Source organism: Caproicibacterium argilliputei (assembly GCF_029211325.2).
GTDB classification, from domain to species: domain Bacteria; phylum Bacillota; class Clostridia; order Oscillospirales; family Acutalibacteraceae; genus Caproicibacterium; species Caproicibacterium argilliputei.
The window spans coordinates 2,293,244-2,313,278 of record NZ_CP135996.1 but is presented as its reverse complement, the minus strand read 5'-3'; the positions used below and the strand labels follow the sequence as shown (position 1 = coordinate 2,313,278).

Genomic DNA, 20,035 nt, shown 5'->3' with positions numbered 1-20,035 from the left:
ATGAAGTCCGCCGCAAAGGCAGCGGCTTTTGCCCGGGGCAAATTCTTTGGTGTGAAAAGGAGCATCTGAATATGGGGAGATTTATGAGCAGATACTTTCGGGATAAAGAGGGCTACCACCTCGGAGAGGCCCCTAAGGACAGAACCTATATTAAAATCAATGCAAATGAATCGCCCTACCCGCCCTCCCCAGCCGTATTGGAGGTTCTTACAGAGAAGCTGCTGACCACGCAGAACCTTTATGCGGACCCCAAAAGCACAGAATTGACACAGGCAGTCGCTGATTACTACCATATCCGACAGGAGCAGGTTTTTGCAGACAGTGGTTCCGATGTGATTCTGGCGTACTGCCTGCTTGCGTTTGGAAGCGGTCGGGGCGGATTTTGCTTTCCGGATGTCACCTACAATTTTTACAAAACCTTTTCCACCTTTTTTGGCTTACAGGCTCAGGAAATCCCACTGAAAGAGGATTTCAGTATCTGTGTTGACGACTACTGTAACTGCGGGTGCAACGTCCTGCTGGCAAACCCCAATGCTCCCACCGGGCTGAAGATCAGCCTGGCAGACGTGGAGCGTATTGCAGCTGCAAATCCGAACCATCTGGTCATTATCGATGAAGCCTATGTGGACTACGGCAACGAAAGCTGTGTACCCCTCCTTGACCGGTGCCACAACCTGCTGGTGATTCAAACCCTGTCGAAGTCCCGCAGCCTTGCCGGTGCGCGCATTGGCTTTGCAATCTCTTGCGCGGAGAATATCGAGGACCTTTTCCAGATGAAAGCCGCTTTTAATCCGGATAGCATCAACAGTATTTCGCAGGCACTCGGATGTGCCGCCATGCGGGATACGGCATATATGCACCAATGTGTTGGAAAAATCATCCGCACGCGTGAAAAGGTGCGCACGGCACTTTTGCAGCGCGGATTCCATGTGCTGGAGTCCCACACAAACTTCCTGTTCTTCGAACCGGTGGGATTGTCGGCGCAGGCGCTGTATCTGGCGCTCAAGCAGGAGGGCGTTCTGGTACGTTACTACGACCAGCCGCGCATTTGTACCTATATCCGTATGTCCATTGGAACCGAGGAGCAAATGCGCACTGTGCTTGCAAAGATTGACAAAGTCCTGCTCCACTGCTGCAAACCGCGGGCAGCCATCGTTTCTCCTTATGCTTCCTGCCAAACAAGAATTGAGGCGAATTGATTATGACATCACCACAGACTTTCACAGACTGGATGCTGTTCCTTTGGCAGAAATACTCCAGCTTTTTTCTGCAGGGCTGTGTCACAACGCTGGTGCTGGCGCTGGTTGGCACGTTTTTCGGCTGTGTCATCGGCCTTCTGGTCGGTATTCTGCGCACTGCCTCCAAACCGGAGCCGGATGCAAACTTCATCAAAAGATTTCTGTATAAGCTGCTGCAATTCTTGCTGCTCGCCTACATAGAAATTTTTCGCGGCACCCCGATGATGGTGCAGGCAATGGTTGTTTTTTACGGTTCCATGCAGCTTTTCGCCATCAATATGTCTCCGCTTGCCGCCGGCTTTCTGGTGGTTTCCATCAACACCGGCGCTTACATGGCGGAAACGGTGCGCGGCGGCATTGATTCCATCGACAAAGGTCAGGTGGAGGCTGCCAAAGCGATTGGTATGACACACTGGCAGACCATGGTCAGCGTCATCATGCCGCAGACAATCCGCAATATTCTGCCGCAGATTGGCAACAACCTGATTATCAATATCAAGGATACGTCCGTGCTGAATGTCATTTCCGTCACGGAGCTGTACTTTAATGGCAAGTCTGCCGCCGGCATTTACTACCGCTATTTCGAAACCTACATGATTATCAGTGTCCTCTATTTCATCATGACCTTTGCCTGTGCCCGCCTGCTGCGTTGGCTGGAACACAAAATTGACGGCACCGGATTTTACAAGCTGGCAGACCCCCTGACAGATCCGACCGGTGTACTGCCTGAAAAGAAAAAAATCAAAGGAGGGATGCGCATATGGATGCGGTAACTCAGGCGCCTCTTTTAAAGATGGAGCATATCAGCAAAAGATTTGGTGATAACCCGGTTTTGCAGGACATTGACTTTCAGACCTTTCCGCAGGACGTTGTGTGCATCATCGGTGCTTCCGGTTCCGGCAAGTCAACCCTTCTGCGCTGTATTAACCGTCTGGAAACGCCCACCTCCGGCGAAATTACCTTTCATGATACCAGCATTTTTTCCCGCAATTTCAATCTAAGCGCTTACCATGCGCAGGTGGGCATGGTGTTTCAGTCCTTTAATCTGTTTCACAATCTGACCGTTCTCGAAAACTGTATGCTCGGTACGCGGAAAGTGCTGAAAAAGAGCAAAGAAGAAGCCCGCACCCTCGCCATCAAGTACCTGACCAAGGTGGGCATGGCACCGTACATCAACGCGAAACCCGCGCAGCTTTCCGGCGGGCAGCAGCAGCGCGTTGCCATCGCGCGCGCGCTGGCGATGGAGCCCGAGGTGCTGCTTTTTGACGAACCAACCAGCGCACTGGACCCGCAAATGGTTGGAGAAGTGCTGCAGGTTATGCGCAGCCTTGCAAAGGAAGGACTTACCATGATTATTGTGACACACGAAATGGCCTTTGCAAAGGATGTTTCCACACGGGTCATTTTTATGGATCAGGGCGTCATTGCCGAGGAGGGCACCCCTGCGCAGATTTTTGATCAGCCGCAGAATCCCCGTACACAGGAATTTCTCTCCCGCTTTATCAATTCGTAATTCTCTATACTTTCAAGGCGAAAGGCTTTGAAAAACGCAGGATACAACAGACAGAAAAACCGCACCGCTGGGACAGCAGCTGCAAGAAATCTTCGTCCGTGAGTTTGAGGACGAGACACACGCATGGTTTTTGGACTGCACTGCTTTGCTGCAACGTGCTTTTATGAAATTCAAAGGAATGAAGGAGAATCGGGAACATGGATACGTCTATTGATTTTCTGTACTTGAGCGAGGAGGATATGCGCAAAGCCGGCGTGCAGGATATGAAAGGCTGCATTGACACCATGCAGGAAGTCTTTTCCCTGATGAACAAGGGTGATTACCGTATGGGCGGACCCAGCGGAAACGACCACGGCATTAAGATGAGTTTTCCGAAAGCGTCCACCATTCCGGATATGCCGCTGGATGCACCAGATAGGCGCTTTTTTGCAATGCCTGCTTACCTTGGCGGCAAGTTCCATATGTGCGGGATTAAATGTTACGGTTCTAACCCCCAAAACCGCATGCGCGGCCTGCCGCGCTCCATTCTGATGCTGACGCTGATGGATCCCGAAACCGGAGCGCCGCGGGCGTATATGTCTGCCAATGTACTTAGTGCCATGCGCACAGGCGCTGTGCCGGGGTTGGGTGCTCGCCTGCTTTCGGTGAAAAACCCGAAGGTCGTTTCCATTATAGGCCCGGGAGTGATGGGAAAAACGGCAATGGATGCTTTTCTAACGGAACAGCCCAGCCTTGACACCGTCAAGGTAAAAGGTCGCAGCCAAACGGGCATTGATTCTTTTCTTACCTACTGCAAACAGCACTTTCCCGGCATTCGAAACTACAGGGTCTGCAACAGCTATGAGGAGGTCTGCCGCGATGCGGATATCCTTTGCTTCGGTACCACAAACGCCGCAAAGTTCGAAGATAATCCGTACATCAAGGGGGAGTGGCTCAAGCCCGGCGCCCTGCTGATCAGTACCTCTGCGCTGCTTTTAGACGGCGATTTTTTGGCAGACTCGGCAAAGTGCAGACTGGTTACTGATAACTTCAAAATGTATGCCGGCTGGGGGGCAGGCAAGCCGTATCCTACCCAGCGGACGGTTTCGACGCTGCTGGGTATGCTGTTTTACGATCTGGTAACCGCCGGTCAAGTCAAGGAAAGTGAAATCACAGATATCGGTGCTCTCATTAACGGCCGCGCAGAGGGACGCACCTCCGCGGAGCAAATCGTTGTTTACGCGGTCGGCGGTATGCCAACGGAAGACGTCGGCTGGGGCTGCAGATGTTTGGAACGGGCAAAGGCGAGCGGCATCGGCCGCCGACTCAGCCTTTGGGAAAACCCGGCTCTGGCATAAATACGGCACAAAAATCAGACAGCAGCGGGAGGAACCGATTATGAAGCGCATTACGGAACATCCGATTCTGGGCACGATTGCAAAGGGGCGTGCGGTCACTTTTACACTGGATGGAAAAACATTGACCGGCTGCGAGGGGGAGCCCATTGCGGCGGCGCTGAAGGCGAACGGTATCATGATTCACCGTTACACAGCTAAACTGCACAAGCCGCGCGGCATCTTCTGCGCCATCGGCCGCTGCACAGACTGTGTCATGGTCGTGGACGGCAAACCGAATATTCGTACCTGTGTCACTCCGCTCAAAGAGGGGATGCAAGTACAAACACAGGATGGCACGCAGGCGAAGGGCAAGGTGACACAGAAATGAAGCGGTATGATTGCATCATTGTCGGTGCAGGCCCGGCGGGGCTTTGTGCCGCCGCAGAAGCGGCTAAACACGGAATGTCCGTCGCCGTGTTTGATGAAAACGCAAAGCCCGGCGGTCAGCTCTTCAAACAGATTCATAAATTTTTCGGCTCTAAAAAGCACAAGGCAAAAATCCGTGGGTACAAAATCGGTGAGCAGCTGCTTGCCGAGATTGCTTCCAATGTCGATGTGCAGCTGAACGCTCCGGTCATCGGCATCTATCCCGGCAAAGAGGTGGTGGTGCGCCGCGAGGCGGAAATCTGCCATTACAAGGCAGACAGCATTCTTGTGGCAACCGGCGCCTCCGAAAACATGGTACCGTTTGACGGCTGGACGCTGCCGGGTGTCATCGGCGCCGGCGCGGCGCAGACCATGATGAATCTGCACGGCGTGAAGCCCGGCGAAAAAGTGCTGATGCTCGGCAGCGGCAACGTTGGTCTGGTGGTTAGCTTTCAGCTGCTGCAGGCCGGCTGTGACGTCAAGGCAATTGTGGACGCCGCACCGTGTATCGGCGGTTACGGTGTCCACGCCGCAAAAGTGGCGCGCTGCGGGGTTCCGTTTTACCTTTCCCACACGATTACAAAGGCAGAGGGTACCGACTGTGTGACCGGTGTGGTGGTCAATCGCGTGGACGACCACTTCCGGCCGATTCTCGGTACGGAGCAGCACTTTGAGGTTGACACTGTCTGTGTTGCCGTCGGCCTTTCTCCTATGTCGCAGCTGCTGAGGATGGCGGGCTGTGAGATGACAGATGACCCAAAGTGCGGCGGTCTGGTGCCGGTATGCGGTGTGTATGGAGAAACCTCTGTACCGGGTATTTTTGCCGCAGGGGATGTTTCTGGCATTGAGGAGGCAAGTTCCGCGATGATTGAGGGCCGCATGGCGGGAATCTGTGCGGCGGCGTTCCTCGGCTTCTGTTCGGAAGCGGAAAAGCAGGCAGCACTGCAGTCCTTCGGCAAAGACCTCAGCGAATTGCGGCAGGGAATGTTTGCTCCCAAAAATCGCGGCAGACACTTGTCAACAACAGAAGAGGGCATTGCTGTTTCCAATACCCTGCTGACGCAGGGACACCTTACCCGGGAGGAAGCGGAGCGCTTTCCAGGAGTCGTTCATGAAACCGGGCTTCATCCGGTTATCGAGTGTACGCAAAATATTCCGTGTAACCCCTGCCAGGATGCTTGCCCTGTGCACTGCATTCAAATCGGCAGCAGCATTACCGCGCTGCCGCAGGTAGATCCAAGCGCACAGTGTATCGGCTGCGGTATGTGTGTTGCCAGCTGTTCCGGTCAAGCAATTTTTCTGCTGAACGAAACATACGAGCCGGGGTTTGCCACCGTGACGCTGCCCTATGAATTTCTGCCACTTCCCCAAAAGGGAAGCCGGGGCAAGGCGCTTGACCGCGCCGGGAGTCCTGTCTGCGATGCGGAAGTGGTTGACGTAAAAACTTCCCCTGCATTTGACCATACCGCGCTGCTCACCATAAAAGTCCCGAAAGAAAAGCGCATGGACGCGCGCTTTTATAAGGAGGTGTTCGAATCATGAGAAAGGCAAATGACCGGTGCGCCGATATCGGGCCTTTTCTTCCCGCTGCGGATGATGACTGTATTATCTGCCGCTGCGAGGAAGTCACCAAAGGAGAAATCCGCAAAGCGGTGCATGATGGGATGTACACGCTTGCCGAAGTGCGGCGTTACCTGCGCTGTGGCATGGGGCTTTGCCAAGGGCAGACCTGCGGCAGACTGGTAAAGGGCATCATCGCTCGCGAGCTGGGCATAAAACCCGCTGCCCTTGCGGCAGCTACCAGCCGCGCGCCCATGCGCCCAACGGAAATGAAAATTTTGGGCAGCGAGAGCGGAGGTGAAAAATGAGCAGCACAGCGGATGTACTCATCATCGGCAGTGGCATTGTGGGCAGTGCAGCTGCTTACTACCTTGCAAAAAAGGGAAAGTCCGTTACGGTACTGGAGGCTGCAGACGCTGTTGGAAATGGCGGTTCCTCCCGCAACGGCGGCGGGGTGCGGCAGTCCGGCAGGGACCCGCGCGAGCTGCCCCTTGTCATGTGGGGCATTCAAAACCTCTGGCCTGCCCTTGCACAGGAGCTTGACACCAATGTTGAATATGTGCAGAAGGGCAACCTGCGTCTTGGCAAAACCGAAGCACACTTGAAAACACTGCAGAAGTTGACAGACCAAGCCGTGGCGTGCGGCTTGGATGTACGCATGATTGACGGCGACGAGGTGCGTGCCATCAATCCATATCTTTCGCAAGAGGTCATCGGTGCAAGCTGGTGCCCCACAGACGGGCACGCCAACCCTCTCACCACCACACTGGGATACTACAAAAAAGCACGCGCGTTGGGCGCACGCTTCATCACCGGCGAACCGGTGCGCAGTCTGCAAAAGCGCAGAGGCAGAATTTGCGCAGCCGTTACGCCAAGCGGCATCTACGAAGCGGAGCAGATTCTTGTGGCAGCCGGCTGTGAAACGCGGGAACTGACGCTGCCGCTCGGTGTGGATGTACCCATGCGAAAGAAAAAATCCGAGTGTTTGGTCACCGAGGCGGAGCCGCCCCTGTTCGCACAGATGCTCGGCACCGCCGAAGCGGACTTTTACGGTCACCAAACCGCACACGGTTCCTTTGTTTTCGGCGGTTCCACCGGTCTGGAGCCGTTTGGGTTGACAGACGAAGCGTTCCCCGCTTCCACCAGCCTTTCCGCTCCCTGCACCTGCCGCGGCATTATGAAGTATTTCCCTGCGCTTGCGGATGCAAAGATTGTGCGGACCTGGGCCGGCTGGACGGATGCTTCCGCCGATGGTATTCCGGTGCTTGATGAAGCGGACGGTGTGCCGGGGTTGTACCTTGCCTGTGGTTTTTCCGGTCATGGCTTCGGAATCGGTCCCGCTGCGGCATACAGTCTTGCTGAAAGAATGACCGGCGGTACACCCCCGGTGGACTTATCCCCCTTTCGCTGTACGCGCTTTCGAGCAAAGATTTAAGGGCAGCCTGGCACATTCCATTAAGCAAGCCCCCACTTTCTGACGGCTTCTGCCGGAAAGTGGGGGCTTGCTTTGCTTTCAGAAGGAAACGTCCGGATTCACCAGAAACTCCGGTCGCTCACCCTTGCTGAGACGCTGTACCAGCTGTGCAAGCGCTTTTTTACGCGCATCGTAAAAGGATTCCTCCGAAATAAAAGCTGCGTGCGGTGTAATTACCGTGTTTTCCAACTGGAATAGTTCGCTCTGTGCGTTTGTTTCATCTTCAATGACATCAATGCCGGCACCCAGGATTTCGCCCGTTTTCAACGCCTGCACCAGTGCCGGTTCGTCCACAACGGCGCCGCGTGCCGTGTTAATCAGGAATGCGGTTTTTTTCATGCGTTTGAGTTCTGCTTCTCCAATCAGATGGGTTGTTTCCGGCAGCAGCGGGGTGTGCAGGGAAACGAAGTCCGCACGTTCCAACAGTTCGTCCAGGGTTTCCGCTTTCTCGCAGCCGAAGTCCGCAAGGTATGCCTTTGACTTTGTCGGGGCATATACCAGTACCTGCATTTGCAGGGCTTTCAGCAGCGGAACCATTTGTTGGGGAATATTTCCGAAGTAAACAAGGCCCACGGTTTCGCCGCGCAGCCGGTGCAGCGGATACCCAAGCAGTGGATTCCACTGCCTGCGGCGAACGGTACGGTCAAAGTAAGTAATCTTGCGGGCAAGATCTAACATCATGCCCACGGTGTGCGCAGCCACTTCTTCCGCGCAAAAGCCGGGCGCGTTGGTTACGCAGATTTTTCGCTGCGTCGCGGCGGCAAGGTCGATGTTGTTGTAGCCGATGGATTGGAGTGAAATAATTTTCAGCTGCGGCATCCGCGATAGTTTTTCCGCTGTCACCTGCTCATACTCCACCACAAGCCCGGCGGCGTTTCGGGCACATTCTGCCAGGGGCACCTTCCCGTTTTCCTGTCGCAGGCATAGGTCTGTTACGCCCCACTCCCGCAGCAGCTGCATTTCGTACGCCAATGTGTCAGCAACCTGATAATACAGAACCTCCTGCATACCATGCATCCCTCCGTCTGCAAAATTTTACCTAATAAAAACAAAGAAGACCCGCGCTTATCCTCCAAAGAGAGATAAACGCAGGCCTCGCTGCTTTCTGCTTTCAGTATAGCGCAGCGGGATCAGTGTGTCAACACCTACCGGCTGGAAGCCTTTTTTACGTTGCAAGTCACGGAAATCCGGCGTCTTTTCTTTCTCTTGTTAAGCCGCCGCCGCATTTATTTTCATGCAGATCGTATGCGCATTTTTCAAAATTTGTGTGATGCTTCTGCCAGCCTGCGGGCATGATGCTGTCCTGTATATTTTAAATGCTGGAGGTATTGGCAAAACAACTGACTGTTCTGCCATGCATTTTCACAAAGTTGGAGATTTTCCGCACAGCGGCTGCGACCACTAAAACATATCGCATTTTTTCAGCAGATGCAAGCGGAACCCTTTGTGATGGAATCCTCTTTCGTTGCGGTGGTGCTGCCGGCGAAAGCGGTGCGGCTTTCCATACCGTATCTATAGTAAATTAGGCATGAAGATATATTTAATTTAGTATTTTACAAAAGTATATGCAGGTTTTATAATGAAAAGTATCGCATAAGGTGATATTTTATTAACAATGTTAGGCAACATAGGAAGGAAGGAATGGGATTGACTCAGAAAAAGACATACCGGTTGGCGCCGGAGGCCTGTGATGCGCTGTTTGCGGCATTAGAGGAAACATATGACCTTTACGCGCCGGTACGGGTGCCGGCCGGCGGCCGCTATGCACTAACAGACTCCGTGATTTACCGACAGATTCATCGCTTTTCGGAGATCGAATTTCGGGAGCGCTCCACGTACCCGATGAAAGAGGCGCTCACACCAATTTCACAGACGCTGTTTTACTTTACAGAGGACAATTTCCAAGAAAGTAAACCACCGCGGAAGCCTAAGCTGATTTTTGGGCGTGCCTGTGACTTGAATGCAGTTAAGATTCAAGACGACATCTATCTGCACAACGGCCCAGTGGATCTTTTTTACCAGCGTGTACGTGAAGAGGCTCGTTTTGCACTGATGGAGTGTACCACCCAGTTTGATGGTTGTTTCTGCTGCAGCGTGGGTGCAAACGAAACCGACCTGCATTCTCTGGCTTTTTCTTTCCGCGAAGACGGTGCCTTTGTTCAAGTTTGCGACCCGGCGTTTGCGCCATATTTTAAGGATGCCGAGTCTTCGGATTACACCATTCGCTTTCCGCAGGAAAACAAGCTGAAGGTAGACTATCCGGTTATTGACAGTCTGGATCTTGTCAATCAGCTTAAAGAGCATCCCATGTGGAAAGAGTTTGACCAGCGCTGTATTGGATGCGGTTCCTGCACAGTGGCGTGCAGCACCTGCACCTGCTTTGAAACCACAGATATTGCTTACACACAGAATCCGCATGTCGGTGAGCGCCGCCGCACCTGCTCCTCTTGCATGGTTGACGGTTTCGACCAGGTGGCGGGGGGCGCCTGCTTCCGCAAAAAGACTTCTGAAAAGTATCGCTACAAAATTCTGCACAAGGTTTACGGATATGATGCTCGGTTTCACACAGGCCCCATGTGTGTGGGCTGCGGGCGCTGCTCTGCACGCTGTCCGGAGCTGATCAGCTATCCGGCCACGCTGCAGAAGCTTTCGGAAGCTATCGCAGAACTGAAGCAGAAAGGAGAGACTTCGCATGATTGACAATCCGGTGCGGCCGCAGGCTGCAAAAATTTTGGATATTTTTAAGCAGACAGCCACAGAGTGGACTTTCCGCGTTGCGTGCGATGTCCCGGTGCGCCACGGGCAGTTTATGCAGCTGTCCATTCCCAAAGTGGGCGAAGCGCCCATCTCGGTCAGTGGCTTCGGAAATGGTTACGTTGAGTTTACGATTCGCAGCGTTGGTAAGGTAACGGACGAACTGTTTCGGATGCAAAAGGGCGACACGATGTTTTTGCGCGGTTGTTACGGCAACGGCTGGCCTGTGGAAGAGTTGAAAGGCAAAAATCTGGTTATCATCGCCGGCGGCACCGGTGTTTCTCCGGTGAAAAGCCTGATTAACCAAATGTGCGACGAACCAGGCTTTGCAAAAGAAGTGTATCTGATCTTGGGCTTTAAGAACTCTAACAGTATTCTTTTTAAAGAGGACTTGGCACGTTGGAAAGCCGCGGAGCATTTTCATCCGCTTTATACGCTGGACAATGAGGACTATCCGGGCTGGCACAAGGGTTTGGTAACGACCCTGGTAGATGAAGTTCCGCTCAAGTCCTTTGGAGACAATTACGCGTGTATTGTTGTGGGGCCGCCGGTCATGATGAAATTTGCCGGTGCGGAATTGCGGATGCACGGCGTTCCGGAAGAAAAAATCTGGATGTCCTTTGAACGAAAAATGTCCTGCGCCATCGGCAAATGTGGGCATTGCCGTATTGATGAAACCTATGTATGTTTGGACGGCCCGGTGTTTAACTACACCGTTGGCAAGAAACTTGTGGACTAGGAGGGAATGAATTTGGTAGAAGATTGCAATGTCATGGAACTGCGGAACAATTGCTTCCGACAGTCTAAAGTCCCCGGAGAATTCATGCTCCAACTCCGTGTGCCGGGCGCTGTCATTGATGCAAAGTGGCTGGATGTGATTCAGCACGTTTGCCAGACATGGGGAAATGGCAGCTTTCACCTGGGAACACGCCAAACCTTGAATGCTCCCGGCATTCAAGCAAAGGACATTCCAGCTGTGAATGCGTATATCCAGCCTTACTTAAAGGAAATTGAATGTAACGAATGCGGTGTCGATATGGAAACCTCTGCCGGCTATCCTTACATCGCCCCGCGCAACATTATGGCCTGTATCGGTGGGGTGCACTGTATCAAGGCAAATGTGAACACACAGCATATGGCACACGAATTGGAAAAAATCATTTACCCGAACCCCTATCACATTAAAATTTCCGTGTCTGGCTGCCCAAATGACTGCGCGAAGGCGCATTTTCAGGATTTTGGGATTATCGGCTGCACCAAGCCGATTTATGACATCGACCGCTGTATCGGGTGCGGTGCCTGCGTGCGGAAATGCGAAAAAGCTTCGACCCGCGTGCTTTCTCTTAATGCACAGCACAAGGTGGACAAAGACACCTGCTGCTGTGTGGGTTGCGGTGAGTGTGTAACCGCCTGCCCGGCAGGCGCATGGCGCCGACCGGATCAGGATTTCTACAAAATTATTGTTGGCGGTCGTACCGGCAAGCAATACCCGCGTATGGGTAAACTGTTTGCAAATTGGCTCACAGAGGACAGCGTTCTGGCCATCATGAAGAATTGGCCGCGCTTTTCCGAATGGGTTTTGGGGGGCAAACCAATTTACATTCATGGCGGTCATTTGATTGACCGTGCCGGGTACCAAAAGTTTAAGGAGTTTATGCTGGAGGGTGTCACCCTGAATCCGGAAGCGATGATTGCCGAAAATATGAACTGGACAGAAACAGAGTACCGCAGCAATATCCATGTGAAGCCACTTAGCAAACATGTGACCGTTAAGTAAAAGGAGGGTCGAATTCATGAGTGAAGTATTTCAAATCAGTGACCTGCTGAACAGCCTGATTGAATTGGAGAAGACGGGTCATTCGTTTTATGACCAAGCTGCTAAAATCACCAGTGATGCGAAGGCGGCGGATCTTTTCCGATATTTGGCCGGTGAAGAGGAAAAGCATGAAAAGCTCTATATGGATTTAGCGGAAAAATTCCGTGACGAAGCACCTGGCAGCGAGCCGCTGGATGAGGAATACAATGCTTATCTGCAGACTTTGCTCTCCCGCCAGTTTCACTTTAACGATGCGGATCTGCAGTCTTTGGAGGCAGCATTCCGTTTTGCAGTTTCTCTGGAAAAGGACACCCTGCTTTATGTGGGAGAGGTTCGAACCATTCTGGAGGATCGACACACAGAACTATTTAAAATCATTCAAAAAGAAGAGCGCAAGCATCTGAAACTGCTGACGGATTTTCAAGAGAACCAGTCAGCTTGATATTGGAGCGAGTGCAATAACAAGGAAAGTGGCACGCCATATTTTTGGCAGGTGGCGCTTTTTTTGTTTAAAGAGCAGAGAGCGAATAGAAATTGCCTTTTCGCCGTTTGCGTGCCGATTTGATGAAAGATTGGCCGTGGCAAGCAAGCTGCGTGTGCCCTGTGTATGAGGAAGAAGCCGCCCTGAAGCGCCGTATGTGGCGTTTTTCAGGGCGGCTTTTCCACATTTTGCGCAGTTTTCGGGCGGTCAGCTTTGTGCGGCGGCGATGTGCTTCATATAAGAAATGGTGTAGGGCTTTCCGTCTTCTTCTCCGGAAAGCGTAAGCAGTGTCTGACCGGCGGCTGTGGTTGTTATCGAATATTTGGCGGGGGTTGCTTCCTCGCTGTGTGAAACATAGATGCCGGATTTTGTGGTGTCTGTGCCATCGTTGTCATAGGCAAAGACCTGATAATTTGAGGCAGGCTTGCCCATGTAATAACTTTGGCCCTTTCCGTTGGCATCTACTGTGAAAGACAGCTTGTCACCGTCTGCCTTGCCGTTTTCATAGTAGTCCCATGTGCCAACAAAGTCGCTGATTTGTGTCAGGGATTCGGCGGTGCGCGCTGCGGTGTAATCCATATTTTCAAGGCAGAACAGGGAAACGCAGTCTTCGTACATGGCTTTGTCAGCCGTTGTCAGCTCACCGGCGGCCAACCAGTAAGCGTATTTACCGGAGTACAACTTCAGAAGATCCTCTAAATTGCTGCCGTAGCGGAATTCCGTGTGGTAAGTAGAAGCGGGTGTATCGGGCGCAAAAGCAAAGTATTTGAATTCGCCCGCATTGGCGTCCTTGGTTTCAAAAATGGTGAAGTCCATGCCTTCTTGGTCAACGGTTGTTTTGCTTTCGAGGTATTGATAGTTGTGTGAGAAAAGCTGCTTACCGGATGCATCTGTCCCGCTGATTTGGGTGCCGTTTACCATTACCGTAGCCACATCACCGGTAAAGCCGCATTGAAAGCGTGCGCTGTCGGGGTCGCTTTTGTAGGCGTTTACGGCAGTGTCGCCCATCACCGTGGCAGTTACGGAGCTCTGCAGCGTTGCCGCAGTGGCGTCTGCCTTGTCTGCGCCAACAATGGCGGCGCAGTAATCATGCCAATAGGAAGTGTAAGCTTTGCTCAGCATGGTGGAGGAAGTAAACAGCGGCTCATAAGTGCCATGCAGATCGCTCAGCAGTTTCGCTGCCGCAGCGCTTTCTGCGGATTCTGTCGGCTTTTGTCCGACGTAGCCGATAAAGACACGTTGGGTTTCCCCGCCAATGCGGATGTACACACCGGCGGCGCCATCCTTTAAGCATTTGTACCCAAAGTAGTAGGTGGTTTTGCCGTCGGCTTGTTTTACCGGTGCATGGGCGGTAAAAGTGGAAAGTACCGTGCCGTTGCCAACGGTAAAGTACGGGGTGGCTTTTGCGTCATTCGGCGTAATTGCAAAGACATAGGTCTGACCTGCGTTTTTTACAACAGCCTGTGTGGTGTCAGAACGGAAGCCATCTAAATTACCGGCGGCGAAAGCCGGCAGAGCCACCGACGAGGCGGCAATCGCTGCGGTAAGCAGCAGAGCAGGAATTTTCTTGATAGTTTGTTTCACTTGAAGACCTCCCAGTTATTAATCAAAATGTTAGCTTAAACTAACTGAACGACAGAATTTACGCATTGCAGGAAAGAAAAGTGGTATACATTTCAATTAGTTGAGACTAACCAGAATCCAGAATACTATGAAAACAAAAATTTGTCAATCTTTTTTTCAGAATTGTCTGCGATAGAGCAGATTTTAAATAGGCTTGCCTGGAAAACCCAAAAGTCGTGCAGAGAGGTTCCTCCGCACTGCTTCGTATCCGCGTGTTTCTATAAGCTATATTTAAAGGGGCGGCTAATCCGCTATAAAAGCAGAATTTACGGCAAAACAGGAGCTGATACACGGAAAGGCTGGATGATTACTGTAGCAGTGCGTTTAGTTCTTCCAAATGCATGGCGGGAATTCGGATGGTGGCGGTGGTTCCTTCACCCAGACAACTTTGATAAGAGATACCGTAAGCTTCTCCGTAGCATAGCCGAATGCGGGAATGGATGTTTTTGACGCCATAACCGTTGTAGGTGCTTTGGTATTCCTCCTGCAGAATGGTACGCATTTGTTCGGCAGTCATGCCGGGGCCGTCATCCTGTACCTGCAGAAGCAGGTCATTTTCAGAGTGAACGGCACAGATGGTGATGTTGCATTCCACAATAGCCGGATGCTCTGCGATGCCGTGAACGATTGCATTTTCCACAAGCGGCTGCAGGATGATATTCAGACAGGCAAGCTCACGAATCGAATCTGGCACTTGAAGAGAAAGATTGATGGCTCCGCCAAAATGTGCATTTTCAATGTTGACATAGGCTTGTACATGGCGTAACTCATCCGCAATCAGAATGGCCATTTTGCCATGATTTAGGCTTAGCCGGTAAAACTGTCCCAGATTGCGGGCAAGGTCTGCAATTTCAGTTGCGCCGTAGTCCATGGCGCCCCAGTTGATGAGATCCAGTGTATTGTACAAAAAATGCGGGTTTATCTGCGCCTGCAGCGCCTTGAGGTTGGCGGAAGCCACTTTTTTTCCGAGCAGGAAACGTTCCTGCATGGAGTAATGAAGCTGCTCTGCCATCTCATTGAAGGTATGGCAGATTTGATCGATTTCATCCCCAGAGCCTGCCTGTAAAACAAAGCGGTCGGTTGTGCCTTCATCTCCCAGATGTTTCATACGCTGGTTAATCAGCGATAGGCGGCCGGCATAAGAGCGGGACAGCTGGTAAGAAATGACGGCTACAGCAGAGCACAGCCCGACCAGTAAGATGACTGCCAGAATCCAGATAACGCTTGCACGGTGCGAAAGTTCTTTTTGGGGAATGTAAGTAAGGACTTGCCACTTATAGCGTACCAACTGGCGGCTGAATACATAGCAGCGAATGTGCTGCACGGTTCGCAAAGACCAGTCGGCAGGAACATCTTCGCTACTGTTAAGTGCCGCCGCACCGTTGGAACTGCAGATTTCCTTACCGGAAGCAGAGACCAAATAGGTGCTGCTGTGCATTACATCACTGGCATTGTCCAGAATATGGACTAAATTTTTCAGCTGAATTTCCACCTTCACCACATAGAGGCGTTCTTTTCCCTGAGAAGTAATGATCCGCAGCGGCTGGAACAGCGCAAGATATTTCTCTGTCAGTTTTGGGTTGTAGTATTCCTTTTCCCGAATGGTTGCGAAGTAATATTGATTGGCAGACAAAGAATGAAGTAGGTCGGCATAGTCCTTCCGTGATTTCAGTTCAGATTCCGGATAAAAATAGTAATTATTGTTTGCATACATTAAAGAGTCTGGCAGATAAATTCCAATGCGGTAAATATCATTGGAGAGTTCAATGTTTTCAAATTCATCGTTCAAATTATAGAATTCCCGATAGGCTTCCCCAGCGTTTTGATGACTTCCGAAGTTTGGTGAGGAAAGTGTTTCTTTAATCTCCCAGTTCCGCGTAATTAGCTGTGCGATATAGTCCATATTTTGGGCGTGGTTCAGCATAAAATTTTGCGCCTGGTCATTGGTCAGGGTGATCGTATTTTTTAGTTCTTCCTTGTAATAGTGAGAGATAATCGGAAAGGCAACAGCATTGGCAAGGATGATAATGCAGATGGTAGGTACAGTGTACGCACAGAACATTTTCTTTTGCATCGGCCACTGCCTGAACTTTTGGCGGAAGCGCTTTGTGCCCTGTAATGTCATGACACCATCTCCCGATACTCTGAGGGGAGCATACCAGTTTGCTTTTTAAAGAGTTTCCCAAAGTAATTCGCATCCTCATATCCAACCATAGAGGCAATTTGATAAAGCTTTAGTTTGGGGTCTGCCATGTATTCCATTGCTTTTTCAATGCGTATTTTAGTCAGATACTGACCGATGGTCATGCCGGTTTGTTTTTTAAAAATATTGCTCAAATAGGTAGGGGTTAGGTAAACCATTTGAGCCAGCATCTGAATGGATATGGCCTGGTCATCTGGTCGGGTATGCAGGTAGTTTAAAACGGTCTGAATGGCGGAATTGCGCTTTTCTCGCTCTCCTTTTTCTGCGTAAAAGGTTTGAATACGGCCCGAAAGATATTGATGCATTTCCTTAAGTGTTTGCACACGGTCAAGAAAGGAGCCGGAAAGCTGGGGTATGGTATCCTTTCTACAGGCGTACTGCTGTTCTGCCCGCAGAATTTCGCAGTCGAGTTGATAGTATAAATTTTTGATATTAAAATTCAAAATTGTATGGTCCTCTGTCAGTTTGTAAAAAAATTGTACAAGCCGTTTTTGCACATCTTCCTGTTTCCCACACAGAAGCTGCTTGAAAAATGCACTGCGCGTGGCTTCGGGCAGTTCTGCTTTCCATTCGGACTGTGGTTCGTCATAGAAAGCGAAAGCGTTCCACCCTTTATAAGAGAGGGCAAGCACTGCGCTTTCAGCAGACTGGAGCGAGTCAGAGAGCAGTTCTAACTTGGAAACAGACTTTCCAATACCCAAAAAGCAGGGGCTGTTTTTTCCTGCCAAGCGTAAGAGTGTTTCACAAATCTCGGGCCATTGCTTCTCTCGGTTAAAGTGAAGCGAAGATGAGCCGGAAAGCAAAACAAACATGGAAGTGGGTCCGGCAAGGTCAGCAGTAAAGTGGAGGTGCTGATTTGGAAACTGCAGCTGCAGAGCAGTTTGGCAGGTTTCGGCAAGACCGGCTGTGGAACATCCCTTTGCTTGCAGCTTCATAATGCCGACACGGAAGGTTTTATCATTGCGCAGGTTTTTCTGCTGCTGCCATTGCGGAAAAACCTGCAGGGCGTCTGCGCGCTCTTTGGCGTCCGCACACAGCAAAGTATGTAAGCAGCTGGTTTCCTGCTGGTTCAGGCGGTGCAGGCAGCGAGTGGCCTTACGAACCGCGTCGGACAGCTCTGCAATGGAAACTGGCTTTTCAATATAACTGACAGCGCCTAAGTGAATGGCAGCCATCAAATATTCCTTATCGGAATAACCGCTGATAAAAATGATTTGGCTGTTTGGGAACCGTCTGTGAAACTGTGAACACAACTCAATGCCGCTGATACCGGGCATACGGATGTCAGACAGGATAATGTCCGGCTGAAAGGTATTGCTAATCTGCAGTGCGTCATTTGCATTTGCGGCGGTTCGTATGCTGTCGATGCCAAGCTTTCGCCAAGGCATATGGTGCAAAAGCCCATTGCGAATTAAAGGTTCGTCCTCTACAATCATGAGTTGAATCATGTGCTGCTGCTCCTCTCATACACACTTCCGGTCATTTTTATGAAAGATGGGGAAAAGTACAGGCTGTTCTCCTGTATTATAGCACAAGACCCTATATAGAATAAACATAAAAATTTAATTATCAAGCAGAATGATGTGCAAATGATAAAAAACATTATTTTTTCCTCTTTATCGTAATATTTTTCTCTTACAAATTTTAGGGTAACTTTGTATACTATTTTTATCAAATGAAAAGAAAGTATATGAAAAATCACATTACTGAGGAAAGGGAGAGAACATTGTGAAAGCACATTTTCAGGGATTTGCCTGTGAGGTTCGCCGCAACCGGGCATTGTTTCTTATGATTCTGCCGGCCACAATTTTTACGTTCGTATTCTTTTATCTGCCGATGTCGGGGCTTGTGCTGGCATTTAAGAATTACCGGTTCAACCTTGGCGTGTTTGGAAGCGAATGGAACGGAATCGAAAATTTCAGGTATCTATTTTCCTCCGGAACCGGCTGGCTGATTACCAAAAACACGATTCTTTATAACATTGTCAACTTAATTACCTCGCAGGCACTGGCGATTATCATTGCCATTTTCATTACGGAAATGAACGCCAAGGTCTTTAAAAAAATCACGCAGTCCGCCATCTTTCTACCTTACTTTATTTCATGGGTCATTGTAGGAACGTTTGTGTATGCGCTTTTTAATTACGAAACCGGTCTGCTGAACCATGTGATTACCAGTCTGGGCGGAAAGCAAGTGAATGTATACTCCATGCCGTGGGTATGGCCGATTATCATTTGCTGCTTTAATTCCTGGAAGTGGTGCGGCTATAATTCCGTCATTTATATTGCCGCGATTGTAGGCGTGGATCAGGGCATCTATGAGGCGGCTTACATTGACGGTGCCAAGATTTCTCAGCGCATTCGGTATATCACACTGCCTTGCATCCGACCGATGATTATCATTATGCTGCTGCTGCAGGTAGGGCGGATTCTCCGCGGGGACTTTGAAATGTTCTATCAGATTGTGGGCAACAACGGACAGCTTTTTAATTCCACAGATGTCATTGACACCTATGTGTTCCGTTCTTTGCTGCAAAACTCAAACCTGGGCATGACGGCAGCCGCGTCTTTTTATCAATCCACTTTGTGCTTTATTATTATTGTAGTCGTCAATTCCATCGTCAAGCATGTAGATGCAGATTACGCATTGTTTTAAGGGGTGAGTAAAAATGAAGCAAACAAAAAGTGCGGTTGTGCAGACGCAGAGTCACATACGCTTGCCGGCATCTTCAAAAGTATTCTATGTTATTTGCTATATGGTTGTAACCATTGTAGCGCTTTTATGTCTGATACCGTTTATCATTATGATCTCTGCTTCATTTACGTCGGAGCAGTACATTCGATTTCATGGATTCAGTATTTTGCCGGCGGATTTTTCCGTAAAAGCCTATCAGCTGATTTTTAAATCCCCGCTGATGGTGGCGCAGGCCTACGGGGTATCCATTTTGATTACCGCCGTGGGAACCGCCATTGGAATGGTGCTGACGACGATGACAGCTTATGTAATCAGCCGCAAGGATTTTAAGTATCGCAATAAGTTTTCTTTCTATTTTTACTTTACAACTCTGTTTAATGGCGGCATGGTTTGCACGTATATCTTCTATATTCAGTATCTCCATTTAAAAGATAACTTATGGTCGCTGATTCTGCCGGGGCTTTTCAATGTGTTTTATCTGCTCATCATGCGTAGCTTTGCCGCGGAGATTCCCAAAGAGCTGATTGAATCCGCAAAAATTGACGGCGCCGGTGAATGGCGGACTTTCGGACAGATTGTGCTGCCGCTTTTAAAGTCAGGCATGGCCACCATTGGACTTTTTATTGCGCTGGGATACTGGAACGACTGGTACAATGCCATGCTTTACATCAATTCCGAAACGAAGTATCCCCTGCAATATATGCTGTACAATTTGTTGCAGAAGACCGAGGCATTGGCACAGATCGCCAGCCGCGCAGGCATACCGACTGCCGATTTGCCTTCTAATACATTGAAGATGGCCATGGCAGTGGTGGCGACTGGGCCGATTCTGGTTGTTTATCCGTTTGTGCAGAAATACTTTGTGAAAGGCATTACCATTGGCGCCGTGAAAGGCTGAAACCCTTTTTGGAATAGCAGGTATATCAATCCACATGAA

General features: G+C 50.4%; 18 protein-coding genes. 14 read left to right on the top strand and 4 right to left on the bottom strand.

Annotated elements, in window-relative coordinates:
* Positions 1 to 71 precede the first annotated feature (71 nt).
* The 8 genes from PXC00_RS11110 (at position 72) to PXC00_RS11075 (ending at position 7,488) form a co-directional block, all read left to right on the top strand.
* Positions 72 to 1,199, top strand: coding sequence for a pyridoxal phosphate-dependent aminotransferase (locus PXC00_RS11110; protein WP_275845172.1), 1,128 nt, complete (start codon positions 72 to 74; stop codon positions 1,197 to 1,199).
* Between the two features lie 2 nt (positions 1,200 to 1,201).
* On the top strand, positions 1,202 to 2,011 hold the full coding sequence (locus PXC00_RS11105) for an amino acid ABC transporter permease (protein WP_275845171.1): 810 nt from the start codon (positions 1,202 to 1,204) through the stop codon (positions 2,009 to 2,011).
* On the top strand, positions 1,999 to 2,751 hold the full coding sequence (locus PXC00_RS11100; RefSeq protein ID WP_275845170.1) for an amino acid ABC transporter ATP-binding protein: 753 nt from the start codon (positions 1,999 to 2,001) through the stop codon (positions 2,749 to 2,751). Before PXC00_RS11105 ends, PXC00_RS11100 begins: the two co-directional genes overlap by 13 nt.
* A gap of 197 nt (positions 2,752 to 2,948) precedes the next feature.
* Positions 2,949 to 4,088 carry a tyramine oxidase subunit B gene (locus PXC00_RS11095; protein ID WP_275845169.1) on the top strand — a complete coding sequence of 380 codons (1,140 nt, stop codon included), beginning with the start codon at positions 2,949 to 2,951 and terminating at the stop codon, positions 4,086 to 4,088.
* Between the two features lie 40 nt (positions 4,089 to 4,128).
* Positions 4,129 to 4,455, top strand: coding sequence for a (2Fe-2S)-binding protein (locus PXC00_RS11090; RefSeq protein WP_275845168.1), 327 nt, complete (start codon positions 4,129 to 4,131; stop codon positions 4,453 to 4,455).
* A complete protein-coding gene (locus PXC00_RS11085; protein WP_275845167.1) occupies positions 4,452 to 6,035 on the top strand; it encodes an FAD-dependent oxidoreductase in 1,584 nt (527 codons plus the stop codon). Before PXC00_RS11090 ends, PXC00_RS11085 begins: the two co-directional genes overlap by 4 nt.
* Positions 6,032 to 6,361: a (2Fe-2S)-binding protein gene (locus PXC00_RS11080; protein ID WP_275845166.1), complete on the top strand. Its 330-nt coding sequence runs from the start codon at positions 6,032 to 6,034 to the stop codon at positions 6,359 to 6,361. The genes PXC00_RS11085 and PXC00_RS11080 overlap by 4 nt, the downstream gene beginning before the upstream one ends.
* Positions 6,358 to 7,488 (top strand): NAD(P)/FAD-dependent oxidoreductase, encoded by a 1,131-nt coding sequence (locus tag PXC00_RS11075; protein WP_275845165.1) that lies wholly within the window; start codon positions 6,358 to 6,360, stop codon positions 7,486 to 7,488. Before PXC00_RS11080 ends, PXC00_RS11075 begins: the two co-directional genes overlap by 4 nt.
* Positions 7,489 to 7,566: 78 nt before the next feature.
* On the opposite strand, the gene PXC00_RS11070 is transcribed toward PXC00_RS11075, so the two are convergent.
* Complete coding sequence (locus PXC00_RS11070; protein ID WP_275845164.1) at positions 7,567 to 8,535, bottom strand: C-terminal binding protein; 969 nt, start codon at positions 8,533 to 8,535, stop codon at positions 7,567 to 7,569.
* Positions 8,536 to 9,168: 633 nt separating this feature from the next.
* Here PXC00_RS11070 and asrA point away from each other — a divergent pair.
* From asrA to PXC00_RS11050, 4 genes are read left to right on the top strand one after another with little or no spacing between them, the layout of a single operon-like run.
* A complete protein-coding gene (gene asrA, locus PXC00_RS11065) occupies positions 9,169 to 10,227 on the top strand; it encodes an anaerobic sulfite reductase subunit AsrA (protein ID WP_275845162.1) in 1,059 nt (352 codons plus the stop codon).
* Positions 10,223 to 11,020 carry an anaerobic sulfite reductase subunit AsrB gene (gene asrB, locus PXC00_RS11060; protein ID WP_275845198.1) on the top strand — a complete coding sequence of 266 codons (798 nt, stop codon included), beginning with the start codon at positions 10,223 to 10,225 and terminating at the stop codon, positions 11,018 to 11,020. Before asrA ends, asrB begins: the two co-directional genes overlap by 5 nt.
* A 12-nt stretch (positions 11,021 to 11,032) precedes the next feature.
* Complete coding sequence (gene asrC, locus PXC00_RS11055; RefSeq protein WP_275845161.1) at positions 11,033 to 12,058, top strand: sulfite reductase subunit C; 1,026 nt, start codon at positions 11,033 to 11,035, stop codon at positions 12,056 to 12,058.
* A 16-nt stretch (positions 12,059 to 12,074) separates the two neighbouring features.
* The gene (locus tag PXC00_RS11050; RefSeq protein ID WP_275845160.1) at positions 12,075 to 12,539 is read left to right on the top strand and encodes a ferritin-like domain-containing protein; all 465 of its coding nucleotides are present in this window, start codon (positions 12,075 to 12,077) and stop codon (positions 12,537 to 12,539) included.
* A gap of 246 nt (positions 12,540 to 12,785) precedes the next feature.
* Here PXC00_RS11050 and PXC00_RS11045 read toward each other — a convergent pair whose 3' ends face one another.
* The 3 genes from PXC00_RS11045 to PXC00_RS11035 form a co-directional block, all read right to left on the bottom strand.
* Positions 12,786 to 14,162 (bottom strand): hypothetical protein, encoded by a 1,377-nt coding sequence (locus PXC00_RS11045; protein WP_275845159.1) that lies wholly within the window; start codon positions 14,160 to 14,162, stop codon positions 12,786 to 12,788.
* A gap of 346 nt (positions 14,163 to 14,508) precedes the next feature.
* The gene (locus PXC00_RS11040; protein WP_275845158.1) at positions 14,509 to 16,326 is read right to left on the bottom strand and encodes a sensor histidine kinase; all 1,818 of its coding nucleotides are present in this window, start codon (positions 16,324 to 16,326) and stop codon (positions 14,509 to 14,511) included.
* On the bottom strand, positions 16,323 to 17,852 hold the full coding sequence (locus tag PXC00_RS11035) for a response regulator transcription factor (protein WP_275845157.1): 1,530 nt from the start codon (positions 17,850 to 17,852) through the stop codon (positions 16,323 to 16,325). Before PXC00_RS11035 ends, PXC00_RS11040 begins: the two co-directional genes overlap by 4 nt.
* Positions 17,853 to 18,132: 280 nt before the next feature.
* On the opposite strand from PXC00_RS11035, the gene PXC00_RS11030 reads away from it, so the two are divergent.
* Complete coding sequence (locus PXC00_RS11030; protein ID WP_316934963.1) at positions 18,133 to 19,059, top strand: ABC transporter permease; 927 nt, start codon at positions 18,133 to 18,135, stop codon at positions 19,057 to 19,059.
* Positions 19,060 to 19,072: 13 nt separating this feature from the next.
* Complete coding sequence (locus PXC00_RS11025; RefSeq protein ID WP_275845156.1) at positions 19,073 to 19,996, top strand: carbohydrate ABC transporter permease; 924 nt, start codon at positions 19,073 to 19,075, stop codon at positions 19,994 to 19,996.
* Positions 19,997 to 20,035: the final 39 nt, after the last annotated feature.

What these genes read in the sequence shown, in the direction of transcription:
- PXC00_RS11070 (WP_275845164.1), bottom strand. Translation starts at nt 8,535, where the DNA reads ATGCAGGAGGTTCTGTATTATCAGGTTGCTGACACATTGGCGTACGAA.
- PXC00_RS11090 (WP_275845168.1), top strand. Translation starts at nt 4,129, where the DNA reads ATGAAGCGCATTACGGAACATCCGATTCTGGGCACGATTGCAAAGGGG.
- PXC00_RS11100 (WP_275845170.1), top strand. Translation starts at nt 1,999, where the DNA reads ATGGATGCGGTAACTCAGGCGCCTCTTTTAAAGATGGAGCATATCAGC.
- PXC00_RS11025 (WP_275845156.1), top strand. Translation starts at nt 19,073, where the DNA reads ATGAAGCAAACAAAAAGTGCGGTTGTGCAGACGCAGAGTCACATACGC.
- PXC00_RS11105 (WP_275845171.1), top strand. Translation starts at nt 1,202, where the DNA reads ATGACATCACCACAGACTTTCACAGACTGGATGCTGTTCCTTTGGCAG.
- PXC00_RS11080 (WP_275845166.1), top strand. Translation starts at nt 6,032, where the DNA reads ATGAGAAAGGCAAATGACCGGTGCGCCGATATCGGGCCTTTTCTTCCC.
- asrA (WP_275845162.1), top strand. Translation starts at nt 9,169, where the DNA reads ATGGGATTGACTCAGAAAAAGACATACCGGTTGGCGCCGGAGGCCTGT.
- PXC00_RS11040 (WP_275845158.1), bottom strand. Translation starts at nt 16,326, where the DNA reads ATGACATTACAGGGCACAAAGCGCTTCCGCCAAAAGTTCAGGCAGTGG.
- PXC00_RS11075 (WP_275845165.1), top strand. Translation starts at nt 6,358, where the DNA reads ATGAGCAGCACAGCGGATGTACTCATCATCGGCAGTGGCATTGTGGGC.
- PXC00_RS11110 (WP_275845172.1), top strand. Translation starts at nt 72, where the DNA reads ATGGGGAGATTTATGAGCAGATACTTTCGGGATAAAGAGGGCTACCAC.
- PXC00_RS11085 (WP_275845167.1), top strand. Translation starts at nt 4,452, where the DNA reads ATGAAGCGGTATGATTGCATCATTGTCGGTGCAGGCCCGGCGGGGCTT.
- PXC00_RS11035 (WP_275845157.1), bottom strand. Translation starts at nt 17,852, where the DNA reads ATGATTCAACTCATGATTGTAGAGGACGAACCTTTAATTCGCAATGGG.
- PXC00_RS11050 (WP_275845160.1), top strand. Translation starts at nt 12,075, where the DNA reads ATGAGTGAAGTATTTCAAATCAGTGACCTGCTGAACAGCCTGATTGAA.
- PXC00_RS11095 (WP_275845169.1), top strand. Translation starts at nt 2,949, where the DNA reads ATGGATACGTCTATTGATTTTCTGTACTTGAGCGAGGAGGATATGCGC.